This window comes from Butyrivibrio sp. FCS014 (assembly GCF_000526935.1).
Lineage (GTDB): Bacteria > Bacillota > Clostridia > Lachnospirales > Lachnospiraceae > Butyrivibrio.
Map to the genome: position 1 here is coordinate 58,134 of NZ_JAHA01000019.1, position 18,614 is coordinate 76,747.

The window sequence follows — 18,614 nt, forward strand, 5'->3', positions numbered from 1 at the left end:
AAGAAGGCTCTTTTACCGGCTAAAATCCCCATAAAAATACAGCCGGAAAGCCCCCACGATTGATATTCTATCATCGGGTTTTCCGACTGTATTTATAATATTTGAGCTTGTTTTTATAGATTTTTGACCGGCTTATAATTATCGCCCTATTTACAAAAGTGTTCTATTGTACAAATGAGAATTGTTTTTTTCTTGTGTTGGAAGTGATTAGGCGCTGTATGCCGAGGGATATGTGAATTGAGTCCTCTCCGACGCAAAGCATTCTACAAGCTGATTGAGTCGGTAAAATATCCCAAAAACTTGACGCTATATCGACAAATAGCCTGTTTGAGCACTTAATTATCGTGATAGCGTTTGTGTTTCGTGAATTCTTTACATTATTTCGCAAATATCACCGACGCAAAACTCCATAACAGACAAATGCGTCGGAAGTGCCGTTGCCGAAATCATCGAAATCTTGTAAGTCCTCAGCATATATCCAATTACGCAATCTGAGAATCAGTCTATACCAGCCATAATTATTATCAACACAAATGTAAAAAGGAATATATTTATTTGATACCGATTAGCTTATGTTCCTTACAACGCCTACGGATACGTGATTTGAAAGGATGGCACCGTAGTCTGTTCCCTCATCTTTCTTGGGGTTGTATACTCCGTCTACGCTCACCAGCATGCCTCCGTCGGGAAGCTTTTCATCAACCTTGTATCTGTCGTCAAAAAAGGACATTCTCGAAACCTTCCTGTCCCAAAGTACGCCCTTGCACTCAGCGAGGGTGCATCCCGGGAAGTTCACATTCCATACCTGTCCGGGAACATACTCCTTATCGATGAGTTCTCCCAATATCTCCACAAGATATCTGTCCGTCACCTCATGTTCGTCTCCAAAGTGCTCAGAAAAAGCAATGGCAGGAATACCCTGAAACTCTGCTTCAAAGGCAGCTCCAAGGGTTGCGGAATACTGAATATCCGCAGCCACATTGTAGCCGTAGTTGATACCCGTAAGAACCACATCGGGAAACTTTGGCATAACATTAAGCTTACCCACTCTTATGCAATCCGCAGGCGTGCCCGTACAGGAAAAGCCATGTACACCTGGAATACCCATATCGTAGGGATGAACCTCAAAGGACTTTCTTAATGTGATGCTGTGAGATGCGGCGCTTCTCTGATCGTGAGGCGCCACAACCCATACCTCTCCGAATTTACTTGCCGCAAAGGCAAGTCTTCTTATTCCGTCTGCATCTATTCCATCATCGTTGGTTATAAGAATGTTTCTGCTCATTATTTTTCCTTTATCTTAAATTCATAGCCTGTATTGTAGCATGCAACATAGAGTGTATCATCCACTGCCTTGATGAATTCAGGCGCAGAGTTTACGGGAATTGTTTCAATTCTCTCTCCTGTGTATCTGTCCAGTATATAAAGATAATCAGGCTCCGCGGTAAATCCGTAGCCGCAGATAATACAGTCATCTATGACCTCAAAGGTCTCTGCATTTGCAGTCTGAGGCTCCGATCTGAAGGCGAGCTGTCCGGATTCAACATTTATTCCTACGATATAACTTGAGTCCGGCTCTTCCGACGCATATCCGTTCATGCTCAGCTCAACGTACAGCATGTCATCAACAAGCCTTGCCCATCTGATATACTGAGTTTCTGCAGAGTACTTATCAGATTCCTCATCAGGTCCGTTTGCCAGAGTATAGAGATCAAAATCATAGAGTTTCTCGGAACTTGCTGCGTCATAGATTTCCAATCCCGTATACATATAATCATATTCCACAGATGCGTCGGGAACATACCTGTAAGTTCCATCCTCATAGGGGAATTCTTTTCTGGGGATGTTATTATCATCACACCATACAGAGATGTCGATCCAGTCTGTCTTATCTTCCTTGGTCTTTTCCAGGGTAACATACTGAGGGTTCTCTTTACTGTAGCTATAGTTGGTAAAGCCTTCCCAGCAGGGATTTGCTATAGTTGCAGAGCCTTCATATACGGGTTCCTCGGGCCCTACCTCAGTAATCTCCGGATCTTCCTCATATTTTACATACCTATCTGCATCAAATTTCTCCGCAATCTTAAATGCATCAAGTACCAGCCCGGGATACTCGGAATCAGGGAAATTCATCTCAAGGTACCCTGTTGCATAGGAAGCAACATCGTAGGGTGAAAAGTAAATCCAAAGCCCATCCGGAAGAACAGCCCAGTTGAACCTGTCCTCAATAAGTTTCTGTTCAAAAGTATCGATCTCTTCGTTGGTCTCATAGTCAAATCCGATGTCGTAGGACTTAAATTCCTCCTCGCACTCGGGGTATGTATCGTATAGTCTTTGCCAAAACATCTGTGAAGTCTCAGCTCCGGGTTTAGCGGTTATCACATCCGTCAAAGGCACAGTGTTTCCGGTTACAGGATCAAAGTTATAATATTCTGTACTGTGAAAGGGATGAGCGCCGCCGGAAAATTCATAATTAGACACCGCAAAGGTAAAGAGCCTGTCATCCGCTCTTACAATGTTTACGGTTTTCTCAACAGTATAAGCCCCGTCGGTAGCATAATTATCAATAAGCTTAAAGTGCCCGTAGGCTTTTACCGTTCCTTCAGTTTCCTCTTTCCAGCTGGCGTTATATCTCTCTAAAGTATCACGAAGCTTGGGGAATTTTGCAGAAAATTCATCCGTGAAATAAAACTCGGGATATTTGCCGGTGCAGATCACATCTCCTTCGCTTACGCAATGAATATTGTGATTTATAATAGTGATCTGTCCCTCCGAATTCTCTTCACTTTTTTCGTTATTTTCCTCATTTGTCTCAGGGAAAAGAGCCTCCGTCAGCGTAGACTCTACTGAAGAAGCAGCGTTTTCTTCACTGTCTTCTTTTTTGAAACTGCAACCTGAAATTACAGAAACGCATAGTGCAGAAACAAGCGCCATTGTAAGCGCCTTTTTAAAATAAAACATACATTTTCTTTTCATAACCACTCCTCTTTACAGGCAATCGCCCTATTTACGCAAAAAAAGCCTGTCACCCAATTTTACAAAAACATATCTTGTATTACAAGGACAAATACAGTATTATGAATTCGTAAAAAATAACAAACGCAGAGTAGACATTAAAGCGTTAAGTGCCCGGTGAACAGGGAGTTGTCACTGGGACGAAGGGTCTTTTCCCGCGGTTTTAGTGTCGCATCCCGCTGCTACATCGCCTGTGAGTATGTCCTCCGATGTGGTTAAAGGAACTGCAAAGGAGGTGTTTTTATGTCTAATAACAATTCTTTGTACCGGAAATCCAACGTATCTTCTCTTTCAAGGCTTAAGGAGACAAAGGTTCTGACCTTCTGCGGAATGATGGGCGCCCTGGCTGTCATCCTGGGCTATGTTGCCACAATCAAGGTAGGTCAGTTCATCAGGATCGGCTTTTCCAATCTTCCCAACCAGATAGTTGATTATCTGTTCGGACCCTGGATCGGAGCTATCTTCGGTGGAGCAATGGATGTTATCAAGTGGTTTGCCTCAGGTGATGGCAATTTCTTCCCCGGTTTTACCGTAACTGCCATGCTTGGAGCCGTGATCTTCGGTATTTTCCTTTACAACAAGCCTCTTAGTGTTAAGAACGTTGTCATTTCTCAGCTTGTTCAGAAGATCATCTGTAACCTTGTTCTAAACACTCTATGGCTCAATCTTCTTTATGGCCAGGCAATCGCAGCAATCCTTCCAGGAAGGATCATATCCAACGCTGTAATGCTTCCCATCGACTGCTTTATCATGTATGCAGTACTGAAGGTTGTCAGCAAGGTGGTTAAGCCCTACTTCGATGCGAAGTAAATATTGGTAAATAACGATAAAAGAGCCATGTATCATTCCCTGTGATACATGGCTCTTTCTTTTGGTTTCATTTCTATTGATCCCGCGTTCAAATATGCTCTTTAAGTTTTGTTACTTCAGATATAACTGAGGTTGTTCCCAGTATCACTGCAGGCTTTCCAATAGCCTTGGCTTTTTCTATGGCATCCTTTACAGATGCTGTGGGAATAGCTTTAATACCCTCTTTCTCCAGTTCTTCGCACTGCTTTGATGGACTGAATACGTAATGAGGATTGCCGGACTTTGTGATAATAACTGTGTCTGCAAGTGACTTCATCATGCGAGCCACCCCGGCATAATCCTTATCATCGGGAATTCCTATGATAACCGTTGCCTTTTCAATTTCATAGCTTTTCAAAACATCAATAACATTCTGACAGCTGGCGGAGTTGATACAGGCATCAAGGATCATAAAGGGGTTGCGTGATATAACTTCCATTCTTCCGGGATAGCTTAGCTTCTGAAGCTCCCTTCTTGCCATGTCTTCATCAAGACCGTTAAAACCATCAAGACTATCATCAAAGCTGTCAAGACCATTAAGACTATCAATACCACCAAGAATATCTGCAGCAGCTGCCATGGCCAGTGCGCAGTTTCTCGCCTGGTGCACACCAAGAAGCGGAATTGTAATATCTCTAAACAGTGCTTCTCCTATTACAACATCAAAGATCATCCCGCCCTGAGAATATCTTACATTCGTAGCCATAAAGTCTTTTCCGTATTCCTTAAGAGTAACTCCAAGGCTGTCTGCTCTATCCAGTATCACCTTCATGACTTCGGGCTTCTGAGGCGCCACATAAACGCATTTCTGCTCTCCCGTAATAACATGGGATTTATCCCTTGCAATCTCCTCCAGCGTCTTTCCAAGTTCTCTCGTGTGCTCCAAAAAGATGCTGTTTATCACCGCATACTCATGTTTTGCATTATTGGCATCGTCAAACTCTGCACCTTTGCCGCACTCGATAACATTAAAGTCCGTGCCCATATCATTAAAGTAAGTCAGCGCCAGATCCGCCTGTATCCCGATGGGACTGATACATACATCTTCCGGAAGAGTTTTCTCAATCTCATCAAGTTCAGGCTTTATCAAAGTCATATACTTTGCAAAATCGTCATCGCTGATCTTCTCCCCATCAATCCTGAACCTGTCGTTGAAGTCAGTAATATGAGGGCTTGTAAAAAGACCAACCTTATACCTGTCCTTGAGAAGGCAGGAAAGCATATTGGCAACAGAGCCCTTTCCCTTGCTTCCGGTTATCACAACCGCCGGGGAAACGGACTTTCTCCTCAGCAATTCATAAGTAAGATCAGGCCTTCTTTTGACTGAGTCCTTTGCATTATAGTCCCAGTGTTTTTCAGCCTTCAGATATGAGCTGTATACGTAATCCTCAGCTTCCTGTCTGTTCATCCTCAAAGTCCCCTTTGATAGTCTCCATGATCATCCCTGCAATGTTCTTACCTGATGACTCCTCGATCCCCTCAAGCCCCGGCATTACATTTATCTCGCAAAAATACGGTTTATCCTCTCCAAATAAAAGATCTATCCCGACAAATTCAACACTGCTGCAAAGATAAATATCCCGCGCCAGAAGCCTTATACTGTCTGTGATCTCAAGGGGTTCCACCGATGCCCCAAGGGCCACATTGGCTCTGAAATCTCCCTGGGATTTTCTGATCATACCGGCTATAACTTCCCCTCGCAGACTGAATATCCTCATATCCCGCCCATAGCTTGTGGAAATGTATTCTTCAAACAACAGCTCTTTTTCCGGGCCGTAGGTATCAAGGAGCCTTCTGTAATCCTCCGGGGATTCTACAAGAGAAATCTGCTCCCCCATGGAGCTCTCAAGCCCTTTAGCCACAAACGGCGTTCCCACTTTCCTGACCACTTCCTCATAGGGCAAAAGAGCTGTCCCAAGAACATACTTTGGAACTAGGAAATCAAGGGATTTGATATCTCTTAGCTGTTGATACTTGTTGATATACCTGTTAAAGGAGTGAATATCATTATAGCTTCGCTCTCCAAGTTCATTGATCCTGTCCTTGAGCTTCCCCCACTTATAGCGGTTAATGACGAAATCTCTTTTCCCAAGGAGCTGCCCGCAGTTGAATATACCATCGGCAGTCACGTTAGTATCGTGGATTCCGATTATCCTAAGGTCAATCCCGAGCCTTTTCGCTTCCTCCACAAGTCTGTTGCAGGTATAGGCACCGGCCATGTTGTTATATTTTTCTATCAGGTATCCACTTAATCCCATTATCACTTCACCTTAACTCTCTCTTCACTCAGGGCCAGATACAGTATCAGTATGATGGCCAGGATGCATATAACCACGCCGCAGATTATACCGGCAACGGAATTTGTAAATATCTCAAAGGCAGTAAGTACCTGCGCCACAGCCAGCACTGTACCCAGGATAGCTATCGTCTGCTCCTGGGAATGCCGCTTAAAGGCGTGAACCATATCCCTTTGGACTATGACAATATCGTTGATGCTGTTCATCTTAAGGGCCCGCCTTCCCGAGGAAGGGATTCCGATCTCATAGTCCGAAAGCTCGTCCTTTTCCAGCACTCTCAAGGTTATGATATTATCCCCGAAGCATATCTGGATCTTATCGTTCTCTGATACGCCCAAAAGACTCATCATATTGCCGTTAAGTCTTGCAACACTGTTCTTGTCATCAGTATCGCCGGCCCAGCTGGTCTTAAGGATATATTCAGCTCTTCCGATGGTGATCTTGAGGATCTTCACCCAGATCCGGTTTCTAAGGCTGCGAAGCCTGTCTCTAAGATTCTTTTTGGCAGGACGCTTTTTGGGCACCCTTATCATGTCCACCATGCTATAGGCCCCGATGCTCTCAAGGTACTTTACGACCCTAGCAGCAGACTCTTCATAAAGAGCTCTCTCCTCAAGAGAAGCCGCCTCGTCAGGATAAACAAGCTGATAATAGGCCTGTCCCGGAATCTTGCTGTAGCATCTGTCAAAATCTTCCTTCGTGATCTCAGGCTCCGAATCGCCATTTGCACCTGTTTTTTCCTGTCTTTCCGACAGTTGCACAAGAATGTTCTTGTATTCCTCTGCCCGCAATGTCTTTAAGGGCTTTTCAAGGTAGCCCATCATGAGTCTGTAATATCTTGGCATCATGACTTTTTTGGCTTCAGGCGTACCATCTTTGCTCTTAACTCTTCCGTTATCCTTATAATCCGAATTCTCCACATCAATATGGATTCTGGAATCGGAGTATCTGTTGATAAGCTGATATTCGTATTTATCTGCGGACTGCCTCTTAGCCTTAAAAAGAGCCGTGGAAAGGGCAATTCTGTTTACCTGATCCGCTTTTGGAACTCCTATCTCGTAGCGGTCAGTGTGATTTTCATACACTATTACGGGAGCTCCCCTAAGCCCCGGTACCTCTTCCAATCCCTCAATCCACTCTCTTCCAAAGAGAAGCTCAATAAGACGGTTTGTAAGGATAACATATTCCGGCTTTGAATCCTGCAAAGAGTCCCCAAGGAAGCTCTGAAGTTCAGATAATGTGACCTTATTTACAGCATTTACCCTGGCTGTCTGGTGTACTCCTTCAGGGGAGCACACGTGTACCAGGTCATTAACTGTAAATGCACTTTCCTCACTTATAGGAAACTCTATTTTATCCTGAGGTATATGTGACTTGGAACTGGCCTGCCAAAGCCTGTAAACATCATAACTGTCAGCCATTGGATCCATTGTATCAAGAAGATTTATAAGCTTCCCTGCAGCCTTAAGAACATCGGCTTCGAGGACCTCGTCTTTTTCGCCATACACATATTCTTCAGTAAAAAGAACCAGCTTATCAAGGAAGTCTTTGTCTTCCCCATAAGCGCTGATCTTTATCCCTCCCTTTGCCGCAGGATCTGTTTCAAGCTCCACTACCGTATTTACGACATTTGCAGAAATAAGGGCGCAGTAGTCCCTCTCCATCGCCTTCTTTTCCGCATCTGTTCCCGGGGTCTTTGAAGCTGTCAGAAGGCCGCATCCCGTACTTACAGCAAGCTTTCTTGCCATCTTTTGCAGATTCTTATATTCCTTTGAGCTGCTTGAGGCGCCTTTATTCTTAACACACAGAACAACATCCGATGCTCCTGGGGTCACTTTAAAGAAATTTGTCTTACCTCTTCCGCTCCGGCCTTTTTCAAATGCCTTCCGGCAGGATTGAAGCCTCTTTTCCCAATTGGCATTTTTGATTTTATCATCGTAATCTATTATTCCAAGGAGATTAACGATATTCACAAGGCTGCGGATCAATGAAGAAAACATAGCCCTGTTTCCCGGATCTCTGTATGTTCCGTTAATCTCAAGCTGCACGCAGGCAGTATCCGTATTTTCCGAAATGAATTTTGTAACGGTGTTCTGTCCGCCTGCATCGAATATTTTGTTTTTCCAGATTTCTTTTTTATTGGTTTCGCAGTATCTGATACCGCTTTCCAGAAGGCTTTTTATGATATCCGCGGCGAATTTGAATCCATGAAGAGACGGATCCTCCTCATAAGCAGCGCCTTTTGGAGAATCCTGACGGGGAGCTGTTCCCATCTCGGCTGCATATTCCCGCTCTTTGGAAGCACCGTGAATATCGATCAGAAGCTTCACATCGTGCTTCTCAAGATACTCCTTCAGTGCATCCTGATAGTCGTTGGTTCCGGGCTCATCATAATTTGGATCGCAGTTTGTGCTTTTGCAGGCATAGATCACATGGCAGCCTGTCGCCTTGTGAAGGAACCTTGCAATACCTCCGGTGTACCTGTCGGCATATTTAACTGTTCCGTTTCTGAAATGATTGACCGCATGAGGTGCTGAGATCATTACAGGGATAGTGCCTTTCTCAATTGTAAAAGCAGTATCACTCTCTCCGTCGTAATCGTTAGCCTGAAACGGAGCATCAAGTTCTTTTACCTCATCTACAAATCTTCCCATAGCCGGTTTACCTTCCTTGAATCATTGCTCACTAATCTATTATAAGTAATCCTTGGCATAAAAAAAAGCGCCAACCACGTAGGTTAGCGCTTTTGATAAATCAATCTACCTTGTTTTTCTTGAAGATGTAGGTCTTTCTCTCCTTGCCGGCAAGAAGCTTCTTGATATTGCCTCTGTGCTGGAAGTAAGCAAGGGCTGTAAGGAGGAACAGAATCACATATACCTCGATAAGTGCGCTCTGAGGTATCTGGGTTCCGATCACACCAAAGCCGCCCATCTGACCGTAAATAATGGTCATAATGAAAAGACATGTGTAATAGAAAAGGCTGCATACCGATACGATATGGAACAGGTTAAAGGGAACGAAGAATGAGATCAGTCCCATAAGGAAAAACAGCCAGGTATACTGAATGCTAAGGTAAATGGTGTAGCCGGCGGTACATGCAATTCCCTTGCCGCCCTTGAAATGAAGGTGCAGAGGATAATCATGTCCCAGAACGCTTCCTGCAGCTGTATAGGTCATGTACAGGATCATGTAATCGGGATTGTTCCTGCCGAAGATCAGGTAGCTTACAAAGATAGCCAGCATGCATTTAAGCATATCCCCCAAAAGAACTATCGCTCCGGCCTTAGGTCCCATAACACGAAGGGTGTTTGTGGTTCCCGCATTGCCGCTTCCTACGCTTCTGATGTCTACGCCCTTCATCTTGCAGTACATAACTGCTGTCTGAAAGTGCCCAAAAACGTAACCGATAAGTAAACATACAACTCTTTCCATACTATTTGTCCTCTTTTCTCTCCCTGATAATAAATCTTAAAGGTGTACCCTTGAAACCAAAGGCCTCCCTTATTTGATTCTCAATATATCTAGTGTAGCTGAAGTGCATTAAGTTCTTGTCGTTTACAAATATTACAAAGGTAGGCGGCTTGACCGATGCCTGGGTAATGTAAAAGAGCTTAAGGATCTTGCCCTTGTCACTTGGTGGCTGCTGCATTACAACTGCCTGGGACATGATCTCGTTAAGAACTCCCGTGGAAACCCTGAGAGCATGGTTCTCGCTTACTGTGTCGATCATATCGTAGAGCTTGATAAGACGCTGTCCGGTCTCTGCCGAGATGAACATTATCTCTGCGTAATTCATAAAGGCCAGAGTATTTCTGATGTCCTTGGTAAATTCCTTGACCGAGTGGTTGTCCTTCTCGATAAGGTCCCATTTATTCACGGCTATGATAACTGCCTTGCCGCTCTCATGGGCAATGCCTGCGATCTTGGCATCCTGCTCTGTTACACCTTCCTCGGCATTGATGACGAGAATCGCTACATCAGCTCTCTCAACTGCCCCGACAGTCCTTACGATCATGTAGTGTTCCAGTGCATCCTTGACCTTGTTCTTACGGCGAAGTCCGGCGGTATCGATAAACACATATTTCTTGCCGTTGTGCTTGACCTCGGTATCTATGGCATCACGGGTTGTTCCCGCAACATCAGAAACAATAAGTCTGTTCTCACCGATAAGTCTGTTGATGATGGAGGACTTACCTACATTGGGCTTACCGATAATGGCAACCTTAATGGAGTCATCTTCCTCTTCCTCTACCGACTGCTTGGTGAAGTGGCTTACCACCTCTTCCAAAAGATCACCGATTCCCTGCTTGTTGGCAGCAGAAATCGGGAAGGGATCGCCGATTCCGAGGTTATAGAACTCATAGACGTCCATCTGATCTCTGTTGTAATTATCTACCTTGTTTACACAAAGGACTATGGGCTTGCCTGAGCGCCTTAACATATCCGCTACCTGGAAGTCCGCATCCACAAGTCCGGACTTGACGTCTACCATGAAGATGATGACATCAGCTGTGTCAATAGCAATCTGCGCCTGCTCCCTCATCTGTGAAAGGATGACATCATTGGAATCAGGCTCAATACCACCGGTATCGATCAGCGTGAAGCTGTGATTGAGCCACTCGACATCCTGATAGATCCTGTCTCTTGTAACGCCCGGAGTATCCTGCACAATGGCAATCCTACTGCCTGCAAGGGCATTAAACAATGATGATTTACCTACGTTGGGTCTTCCGACCACTGCTACAATATTCTTCCTGCTCATAATTATCCTTATTCCGGCATAAGCTCACTGGCATCAAGGCCAAAGAGATCTGCCACAAACTCGTACCCGTCACTCTTGGCTATTCCTACGGGCACATTCAGTTCCCTTTCTATATCCGGAACCCTCACATCATCAAGAAGGAAATCATCTCCGCTCCTTAAGAGGTTCTCGGGAAGATACAGCATCTGTCCGAGGTCCTTGCCCCGTAGCTGCCCAATGATATCCTGACCTGTAAGAAGGCCCGAAACGGTGATCCTCTCACCAAAAAACTCGTTTATTATCTCATAAACATCCACTTTAAGTCCAGGACAAATCTGCATTGCCTTGGCTGCCATGTCCCGAATGCAGGGATAAACCAGCCTTCCCGTAGCCATGGAGATGTGTCTGTTTACAGCCGCTATCTCTTTGGCCCTGGTTGCTACTGCCCGCCTGAAGGCATCTTCATATTCATCGATGAAAAGACGCATCATACCAACGCCGTTCTCCAGCTGAATATACCCATCGTAGCGCTCGGCCTCAGGGAAATCCCTTCCTGCCAGGAAATACCACTCGTCGCTGGCGTGGATGAAATGAATTCCATGTTCATTATAGACCTTTTTCTGCCATCTCTCTATCTGGTCGATGACTTTGGCTGCATCCTCGCCGTCAAAGGGCTCCAGCGGATAAAGGCCCTCTCTGTGCTTGGAAAGTCCAACCGGAACCACAGATACACTCTGAAGATTGGGAATGTATTTGGTGAGGTCTGATATGGACCTTTCAAGCTCATCACCGTCATTAACTCCCTTGCAGAGCACGATCTGGCCGTTAAGCTCTATTCCGGAGCCTTCCGCGCATAGTTTGTCCACCTTCTTGAGGGCTTCACCGGCGAACCTGTTGCCCAGCATCTTGCATCTAAGTTCAGGATTCGTTGTCTGAAAAGACACATTGATGGGAGAAAGATGGTACTTTAATATCCTGTCGATATCCGCGTCGGACATATTAGTCAGTGTGACATAATTGCCCTGAAGGAAGGACAGTCTTGAATCGTCATCCTTGAAATAAAGCGTAGGTCTCATGCCCTTTGGCATCTGGTCGATGAAACAGAAGATGCATTTGTTGCAGCAGGATCTGTAATCATCCATGAGGCCGTTCTCAAATTCAATGCCAAGTTCCTCGTCAAAATCCTTGTCAATGTCCAGAAGCCACTCTTCTCCGTCTTTCTTCTTAACAAGAATATCCAGGTGATCGTCCTGAACAAGAAACTGGTAATCAAAAATATCGCCTATTTCTTCATCATTTATTTTAAGAAGCATGTCACCGGGCTCGATCCCCATTTCTTCGGCAATACTGCCGGGGACTACCACTCCGATGACGTGACCGTTCTTTTTAGTCATATACTGTCCTTATCCAAATATGCGCAATCTTCTTGTTATTATACCTTAAAAATCTTGACGTGTCAGTAATACAGATGATAAAACAATAAGTGGATTACCACAAATCTTTTGGACTTGGAGGTTTCTTTTTATGCCCGATTTTCATCAATTGGAATCACTTATACCTGTAGCTCCCCTTAACCTTATTGTTATGGAGTCAGCCAAGGAGCTGGGTGAAAGTGTAGACCGTTATATTGCACAGTTCAGACATAATCTCTACAAAATGCCTGATTCAGATCCTGCATTTCAGGGATATGTCAGGGATTCATTCCTTATAGACTATCGCCTTGACCGCTTCAGCAGCGGAGAATCCAAGGCTACTATCCTTGAGAGTGTAAGAGGTAACGACGTTTACATCCTTACCGATGTCTGCAATTACAGCATCACCTACAAGATGTACAACTATGTTAACCACAAATCTCCCGATGATCATTATCAGGATCTTAAGCGTGTCATCGGAGCCATTACAGGCAAGGCAAAGAGAATAAATGTTATAATGCCCTTCCTCTATGAAGGCAGACAACACAAGAGAAACGGAATGGAATCCCTGGATGCGGCTCAGATGTTTAAAGAGCTTCACGACATGGGCATATCCAATTTCATTACCTTTGATGCTCACGATCCCAGAATATCAAATGCTAAGCCTCTGGGCGGATTCGACAATTTCCTTGCATCCTACCAGTTCATGAAGGCTCTTTTGTCACATATAAGTGACCTTACCGTTGATAAGGATCACCTGACTGTCATCTCTCCCGATGAGGGCGCCCTTGACAGAGCCGTATATTTTGCAAATGTTATCGGTGCTGATACCGGTATGTTCTATAAGCGCCGTGACTACGCTCACATCGTAAACGGCTCCAACCCTATTGTTGCCCATGAGTTCCTTGGATCCGATATCTCCGGCAGGGACGTTATCATCATCGATGATATGATCTCCTCCGGTTCCTCAATGATCGACACAGCCGGACAGCTCAAGAACATGGGAGCAAAAAGAGTCTTCATCTGCACCACTTTCGGTCTTTTCACCGACGGTATGAAGCGCTTTGATGAGGGCTATGAGAAGGGCTATTTCGATGCAGTTATTACTACTAACCTGACCTACATGAACGATGATGTTAAGTCCCGCAAGTACCTGTTTATCGCAGATATGGGCAAGTTCCTGGCAACCATCATCGACTTCCTTAACCACGACGCATCAATGTCCACTGTTAACATGCCTACCGACAAGATCCATGAGATCGTCGAGAAGTACAACAACGGACTTATTGCACCTGAGCTTTACGAGTAATTAGCATTATCCAAGCAGCAAAAAACCTCTTCGAAGACTGATCTACTCCGTCCTTCGAAGAGGTTTTCTTATATTTGTCACTATGCTGATGCCGCTATGTCGATTATGCCATTAAGGGCCATCATTCCGCGCCCATCACTTCGCTGCCTTAAGTTTGATTATTACTTTGAACAGATCTCCGTCAAGAGCTATATCAAAGGTTCCATCCTGGGCAGTGGTAAGGTTCTTGGCTATTGAAAGTCCAAGGCCGCTTCCCTCTGTAGTCCTTGATTCGTCTCCTCTGATAAATCTCTCTGACAGCTCTGCTGCATCTATATTAAGCTCCGATGCAGAAATATTCTTGATGGAGAATATCACCTCATCTTCGCTTCCTTCCTTCTGAAGCAGATGCATGTCCATATATACTCTGGTTCCCGGAAGGGCGTATTTGCATACGTTGTTGAGAAGATTCTCTATAACACGCCACAAATGCCTTGGATCAGCCATAACATTCATCACGGGTTCATCGGGCTTGAAAATCGGCTGAAGGTTGCTCCTTTCGAACTTCTCATAGAACTCGCCGATGGTCTGATTTACCATCTCAACAAAGTTGATCTTGTTCATCTGTATGCTGATATTTCCCGAGCTTATCTTGGAGGCCTCCACAAGGTCCTCGGTAAGCTGCTTGAGCTTCTGGGACTTGGCATCAAGCACTTCGATGTACTCTTTTACCCTGTCGTTGTCTATCTCCTCACGCTTAATAAGGTCCACATAGTTAATGATGGAAGTAAGGGGCGTCTTGATATCGTGAGAAACGTTGGTGATAAGATCAGCTTTAAGCTTCTCATCCTTCATGCTTGTATCAACTGCCTTGTGAATACCGTCTCCTATGGAATTTACCGCCTCCGCAAGGTTGATATTATCTCCGTGAAGTCCTTCAGTATCTACCTTGGCCTTAACGTCGCCGTTCTTGATGTTCTCTATGACATGAATGATCCTGTCTCTGTCAAGGTTCTGCCTGTAAACATAGATTCCCACCAGCACGTCCATACATACCGCAACTATTATGCCGGGGATCCCTGCCTTAAACAAAAGCAGATTCATGGCAACAAAAAGTACGAAGGGTATCCAGGTCCTTATGATAACATTGCCGTTATCGGTGGTATTAACTATAAGATTCTTAAATCCTACCGACAGCGCCCTGATAAAGCTCTCTTTCCAGGCCTTCTTCTCTCTTGCCCTGCGGATAAGGGAATAAACCATGTAAAGGAATCCGATGCTGGCTACAAATGCCCCAGCTGCAAAAGCATAAGGGAAATATGAAGCCCTTACCATGCTGCCGTAGCTGCCCTGAACTTTTCCAAGAAGAGCAAAGAAAGCCGCAGGAACGGACATTATAAGAAGTCCGATTAGAACAATTCCTTCTGTGTATATCCTGCCGACAGGTGCCGCAGCTGCAGGTGCAGAAGGCCCTGCCATACCCTTTACATCATTATCCTCCGTAATCGGGCGTATTCCTGCTATATAGATGATCATCAGCACAAGATAAGCAAGAAATGCCATGACACCGACAACGATCAGTGCGTTCCTTCCGGGCATATACTTGGTAAAGTTGCTCCTGCCCTGGATAAAAGAATCTTCTGCTCCGTAATTAGCAGTATCAACTCCGATATAGATCTTAACCTGGTCGGGATAAGCATAGCTGTAGGACTTTACGATACTCCTAACAACATTCTCCTTGAGCTGGGTATTGGTATCATAGGTAAGCTCATAGGGGCAATAATATACGTATCTTCCGTAGTTCTTAAAAAGCTCTGATATATCAATTCCGGTAGTCTCTCCCATCAGCTCTGTTACATTGGTAAAGACCTCTGTCTTGCCGTTGATGGATCTTGTGATATAGTACCTTAAATTGGTGTTCAGATAGTCATAATACTTAAGGGCCTTGGCGTATTCCTCATAGTTATTAAGCAGGTCTTTTGCCGACTCCTCAACATAGCTGCAGATGAGATTGTACTCTTCCCAGGATGAAACCAGGTCTTCAATGTTCTTGCCGTCCACGGTCTGATATCTGGACAAAAGAACTGTGTGCTCCCCGCCGGAAGGTACCGAATTGCCAGAAATTGCAAAATATACGCTGTTGCCCTCGATCTGTGAATTGAGGTAGGAATTCATTCCACCGGCATATCTATTGTCCTTAAGATGTGTGTAGGTGGAAAAGGTGTTGAGGAAATTAGCACTCTCCTCATCGGTAAAACTCCTGGTCTCATACTTAAATCCGCTCTGAGCCCACTTAAGAAGGTCAGACAGATAATAAACCGCAGTTACATAGTCACCGGTAAGGGCTGCTCCCCTGTTGACATAGGCCGTAACATCAATCTTCTTGCGGTCGTCGTAAAAGCCCGAGGTCTCAAGCTGTGACCTTACCGCTACATGCCTCAAAACATCCGAGATGTTATTCCCCAAAATGTTGTTGAACAGGTAGGAATCCTCGTAGCTTCTGCTGTTGTCGGATTCATAGAGGTTATAGGATGTGTCTCCGCTTAGCCCTCTTATGACTATGGATGTGCCCGCTATGGACACGGCTGCCACAAAGGCAATACATGCGGCCAAAAGGTGCTGGATAACCCGTATGACCCGCTCTTTTTTCATACTTTTTTTCATCTGGCGTCTTCCTCAATCTTGTATCCCACGCCCCACACCACTTTAAGGTATTTGGGCTCACGGGGATCCACTTCAATCTTTTCTCTGATATGTCTGATATGGACAGCTATTGTGTTGTCTGACTTATAGGCGTGGTCTCCCCAGATATTCTCATAGATTTGCTCAATGGAGTATACCTTTCCCTTGTTCTTGGCAAGGAACGCAAGAATCTTGTACTCAATGGGGGTAAGCCTTACCACCTCATTGTAAAGGGTGCAGATCTTGGCATTATCATCGATCACAAGACCTCCGCTCACATACACGTTCTCGGACTCAACTGCCGTTCCCAGTGTAGTGAATCTTCTGACATTGGATTTGACCCTTGCCACCAGCTCAAGAGGATTAAAGGGCTTTGTCACATAGTCATCGGCTCCGATATTGAGCCCAAGGATCTTGTCTGAATCCTCGGATTTGGCGGACAGAAAGATCACCGGTATCGTAGAAAAGCGCCTTAATTCCTTCACCATGTGAATACCGTCAAGCTTAGGCATCATGATATCAACAATCGCCAGCTGGATCTCATTCCTGCGAAGGACTGACAATCCCTCCTCGCCGTCGTAAGCCTTGAAAACCCGGAAGCCTTCCTGCTCGAGATAGATCTCAATGGCCTCAACTATTTCTCTGTCGTCGTCACACACTAATATATTTTCCATATCGTCCTCAACTTTCACTATTAATTAAATCATTAAATTCTTAAGATTTACCGTCGAAATTTCTTAAGATTTCTTAAGAAATAAACGAATATTCGTTAATTTAGGGTTTTATTGACAAAAAAGCGCACAAGTTGCCCCTATTCTCTCCATGAATCCTGTGGGAGAACAAAAGATCCGGGTTGCATCTTGTACAGATATCGGTGACTATAATGTTCTCTTCCTTAATTCCTGCGGTCAAAAGAGTCATCTTTATGGCGTTCCACAGATAAAGCCTGTATTTTCCCTCGGGATACGGCACAAGGATTCCTCCATCCGCAAGTTCTTTTTCCGAAAAAGCTTCCCTTATCTTCGTCGCCACATCCTCGCCTATCTCGTAACACTCGCCGCAAATAGAGGGACCTATGGCGCAGATACAGTCTTTCGGGTCAGTGCCGTAGCACTCTTTCATCCCGGCAACAGCTCCGCCCGATATTCTACCCACGGTACCCTTCCAGCCTGAGTGCACAAGGCCAATGGCTTTATTTACCGGATCGATGATATATACCGGAGGACAGTCCGCGTGAAAAGAGCCGAGAATTATTCCGGGAACATTTGTGATAAGACCGTCGATATCCGTGTAGTCCCGAAGCCTTGCGGGGCCTTTGCCTCTGTCTTCCTCTGTCACAACTCTTATGTTTGTTGTGTGGGTCTGGAAGGTGCAAACAAAATCATCAAGGCTCCTTCCATGTCCCAAAGCGTCGGCGATCCTTCTGTAGTTCTCATCCACAGCCTCTTTTTCATCGCCTCTTGTATAGCTTAGGTTGCACTCGCTGTAATAGCCCTTTGAGACGCCTCCAAGCCTTGTGCTGAAGAGATGGTCAACAAATCCAAGCTCCTCTATCCTTGGAAAAACAAGATATTTAAGGCCATTGTGATCCCTAAGCTCCATTGTCTTTTCATTTCCGTATCTTTTAATCCTGATGTTCTCCATTCTTCACCCCACGTAATCAAAAGCATTTTTCAGCCATTTAGCAGTAAGCGCCCCGGCATCTGCGTCCAGCGCCAAAACATCGTATCTTACCGGCGTATCAAGGTCATATCCCTTACTGTAAAGGTAGTACCGTGATACCCTGCAGATCCTCTTCTGCTTTACAATATTAACGGCGGCCTCGGGGCCGCCGAATCTGTCACTGCTTCTGTATTTAACCTCTATAAAACAGATATACTTTCCATCCCTGGCTATAATGTCGATCTCGCCGCTTTTGTTTCTGTAATTTGTTTCCATAACCTCTGCGCCATTATCCTCGATGTATTGAAGCGCCAGAGATTCATAACCTGTACCTACACTTCTTTTATTCAAATCATTACTCCGAATTTTTATTTCCTGCTCTTGTCCTTGGCTTTGATCTTATCCATGGCATCAACAAATACCAGAATCTCAGCCACAACCTCATAGAGCTCGGGAGGGATCATCTCACCGATCTCCAGACGTGAGAGAGTCTCCGCCAGCTTATCATCCTCGTGGACAGGGATCTTGCTCTCCTTGGCCTTCTCAATGATCTTTTCAGCCAGAGCGCCTTTTCCCGAAGCTATGACCTTGGGGGCTCCGTCTTCATTGGGATCGTAAGCCAGCGCCACCGCGGTTTTTACTTTTTCTTTTTCCTTATTGTCCGGCAT

General features: G+C 45.0%; 15 protein-coding genes and 1 riboswitch. Of the genes, 2 read left to right on the forward strand and 13 right to left on the reverse strand.

Annotated elements, in window-relative coordinates; genetic code table 11:
• Positions 1–565: 565 nt before the first annotated feature.
• The gene (gene surE / locus T456_RS0113425) at positions 566–1,285 is read right to left on the reverse strand and encodes a 5'/3'-nucleotidase SurE (protein ID WP_024866535.1); all 720 of its coding nucleotides are present in this window, start codon (positions 1,283–1,285) and stop codon (positions 566–568) included.
• Entirely contained in the window at positions 1,285–2,976 is a 1,692-nt protein-coding gene (locus T456_RS0113430) for a DUF3298 and DUF4163 domain-containing protein (protein ID WP_024866536.1), read from the reverse strand. The genes surE and T456_RS0113430 overlap by 1 nt, the downstream gene beginning before the upstream one ends.
• Positions 2,977–3,100: 124 nt before the next feature.
• Positions 3,101–3,199: riboswitch (THF riboswitch) on the forward strand.
• Positions 3,200–3,258: 59 nt separating this feature from the next.
• Between T456_RS0113430 and T456_RS0113435 the strand changes: the two genes are divergently transcribed.
• Positions 3,259–3,825 (forward strand): folate family ECF transporter S component, encoded by a 567-nt coding sequence (locus T456_RS0113435; RefSeq protein ID WP_024866537.1) that lies wholly within the window; start codon positions 3,259–3,261, stop codon positions 3,823–3,825.
• 88 nt (positions 3,826–3,913) lie between these two features.
• Here T456_RS0113435 and T456_RS0113440 read toward each other — a convergent pair whose 3' ends face one another.
• The 6 genes from T456_RS0113440 to T456_RS20255 all read right to left on the reverse strand — a co-directional run bounded on the left by T456_RS0113440 (position 3,914) and on the right by T456_RS20255 (position 12,296).
• Positions 3,914–5,272, reverse strand: a complete 1,359-nt coding sequence (locus tag T456_RS0113440) for a bifunctional folylpolyglutamate synthase/dihydrofolate synthase (RefSeq protein WP_024866538.1) — start codon at positions 5,270–5,272, stop codon at positions 3,914–3,916.
• Positions 5,253–6,122, reverse strand: coding sequence for an ATP-grasp domain-containing protein (locus tag T456_RS0113445; protein WP_051465035.1), 870 nt, complete (start codon positions 6,120–6,122; stop codon positions 5,253–5,255). Before T456_RS0113445 ends, T456_RS0113440 begins: the two co-directional genes overlap by 20 nt.
• Positions 6,123–6,124: 2 nt before the next feature.
• Positions 6,125–8,815: a hypothetical protein gene (locus tag T456_RS22565; RefSeq protein ID WP_024866540.1), complete on the reverse strand. Its 2,691-nt coding sequence runs from the start codon at positions 8,813–8,815 to the stop codon at positions 6,125–6,127.
• A 100-nt stretch (positions 8,816–8,915) separates the two neighbouring features.
• Positions 8,916–9,593, reverse strand: coding sequence for a glycerol-3-phosphate acyltransferase (locus tag T456_RS0113455; protein ID WP_024866541.1), 678 nt, complete (start codon positions 9,591–9,593; stop codon positions 8,916–8,918).
• Between the two features lies 1 nt (position 9,594).
• Positions 9,595–10,923 (reverse strand): ribosome biogenesis GTPase Der, encoded by a 1,329-nt coding sequence (gene der, locus T456_RS0113460; protein WP_024866542.1) that lies wholly within the window; start codon positions 10,921–10,923, stop codon positions 9,595–9,597.
• Positions 10,924–10,931: 8 nt separating this feature from the next.
• Positions 10,932–12,296, reverse strand: coding sequence for a radical SAM protein (locus tag T456_RS20255; protein WP_035802176.1), 1,365 nt, complete (start codon positions 12,294–12,296; stop codon positions 10,932–10,934).
• Positions 12,297–12,426: 130 nt separating this feature from the next.
• Between T456_RS20255 and T456_RS0113470 the strand changes: the two genes are divergently transcribed.
• Positions 12,427–13,623, forward strand: a complete 1,197-nt coding sequence (locus T456_RS0113470; RefSeq protein WP_024866543.1) for a ribose-phosphate pyrophosphokinase — start codon at positions 12,427–12,429, stop codon at positions 13,621–13,623.
• 135 nt (positions 13,624–13,758) lie between these two features.
• On the opposite strand, the gene T456_RS21530 is transcribed toward T456_RS0113470, so the two are convergent.
• From T456_RS21530 to T456_RS0113495, 5 genes are all read right to left on the reverse strand, one after another.
• Positions 13,759–16,266, reverse strand: coding sequence for a sensor histidine kinase (locus T456_RS21530; RefSeq protein WP_024866544.1), 2,508 nt, complete (start codon positions 16,264–16,266; stop codon positions 13,759–13,761).
• Positions 16,263–16,958 carry a response regulator transcription factor gene (locus tag T456_RS0113480; RefSeq protein ID WP_024866545.1) on the reverse strand — a complete coding sequence of 232 codons (696 nt, stop codon included), beginning with the start codon at positions 16,956–16,958 and terminating at the stop codon, positions 16,263–16,265. Before T456_RS0113480 ends, T456_RS21530 begins: the two co-directional genes overlap by 4 nt.
• A gap of 100 nt (positions 16,959–17,058) precedes the next feature.
• On the reverse strand, positions 17,059–17,928 hold the full coding sequence (gene pgeF, locus T456_RS0113485; RefSeq protein WP_024866546.1) for a peptidoglycan editing factor PgeF: 870 nt from the start codon (positions 17,926–17,928) through the stop codon (positions 17,059–17,061).
• Between the two features lie 3 nt (positions 17,929–17,931).
• On the reverse strand, positions 17,932–18,297 hold the full coding sequence (locus T456_RS0113490) for a YraN family protein (protein ID WP_024866547.1): 366 nt from the start codon (positions 18,295–18,297) through the stop codon (positions 17,932–17,934).
• Between the two features lie 17 nt (positions 18,298–18,314).
• Positions 18,315–18,614 (reverse strand): EscU/YscU/HrcU family type III secretion system export apparatus switch protein, encoded by a 300-nt coding sequence (locus tag T456_RS0113495; RefSeq protein ID WP_024866548.1) that lies wholly within the window; start codon positions 18,612–18,614, stop codon positions 18,315–18,317.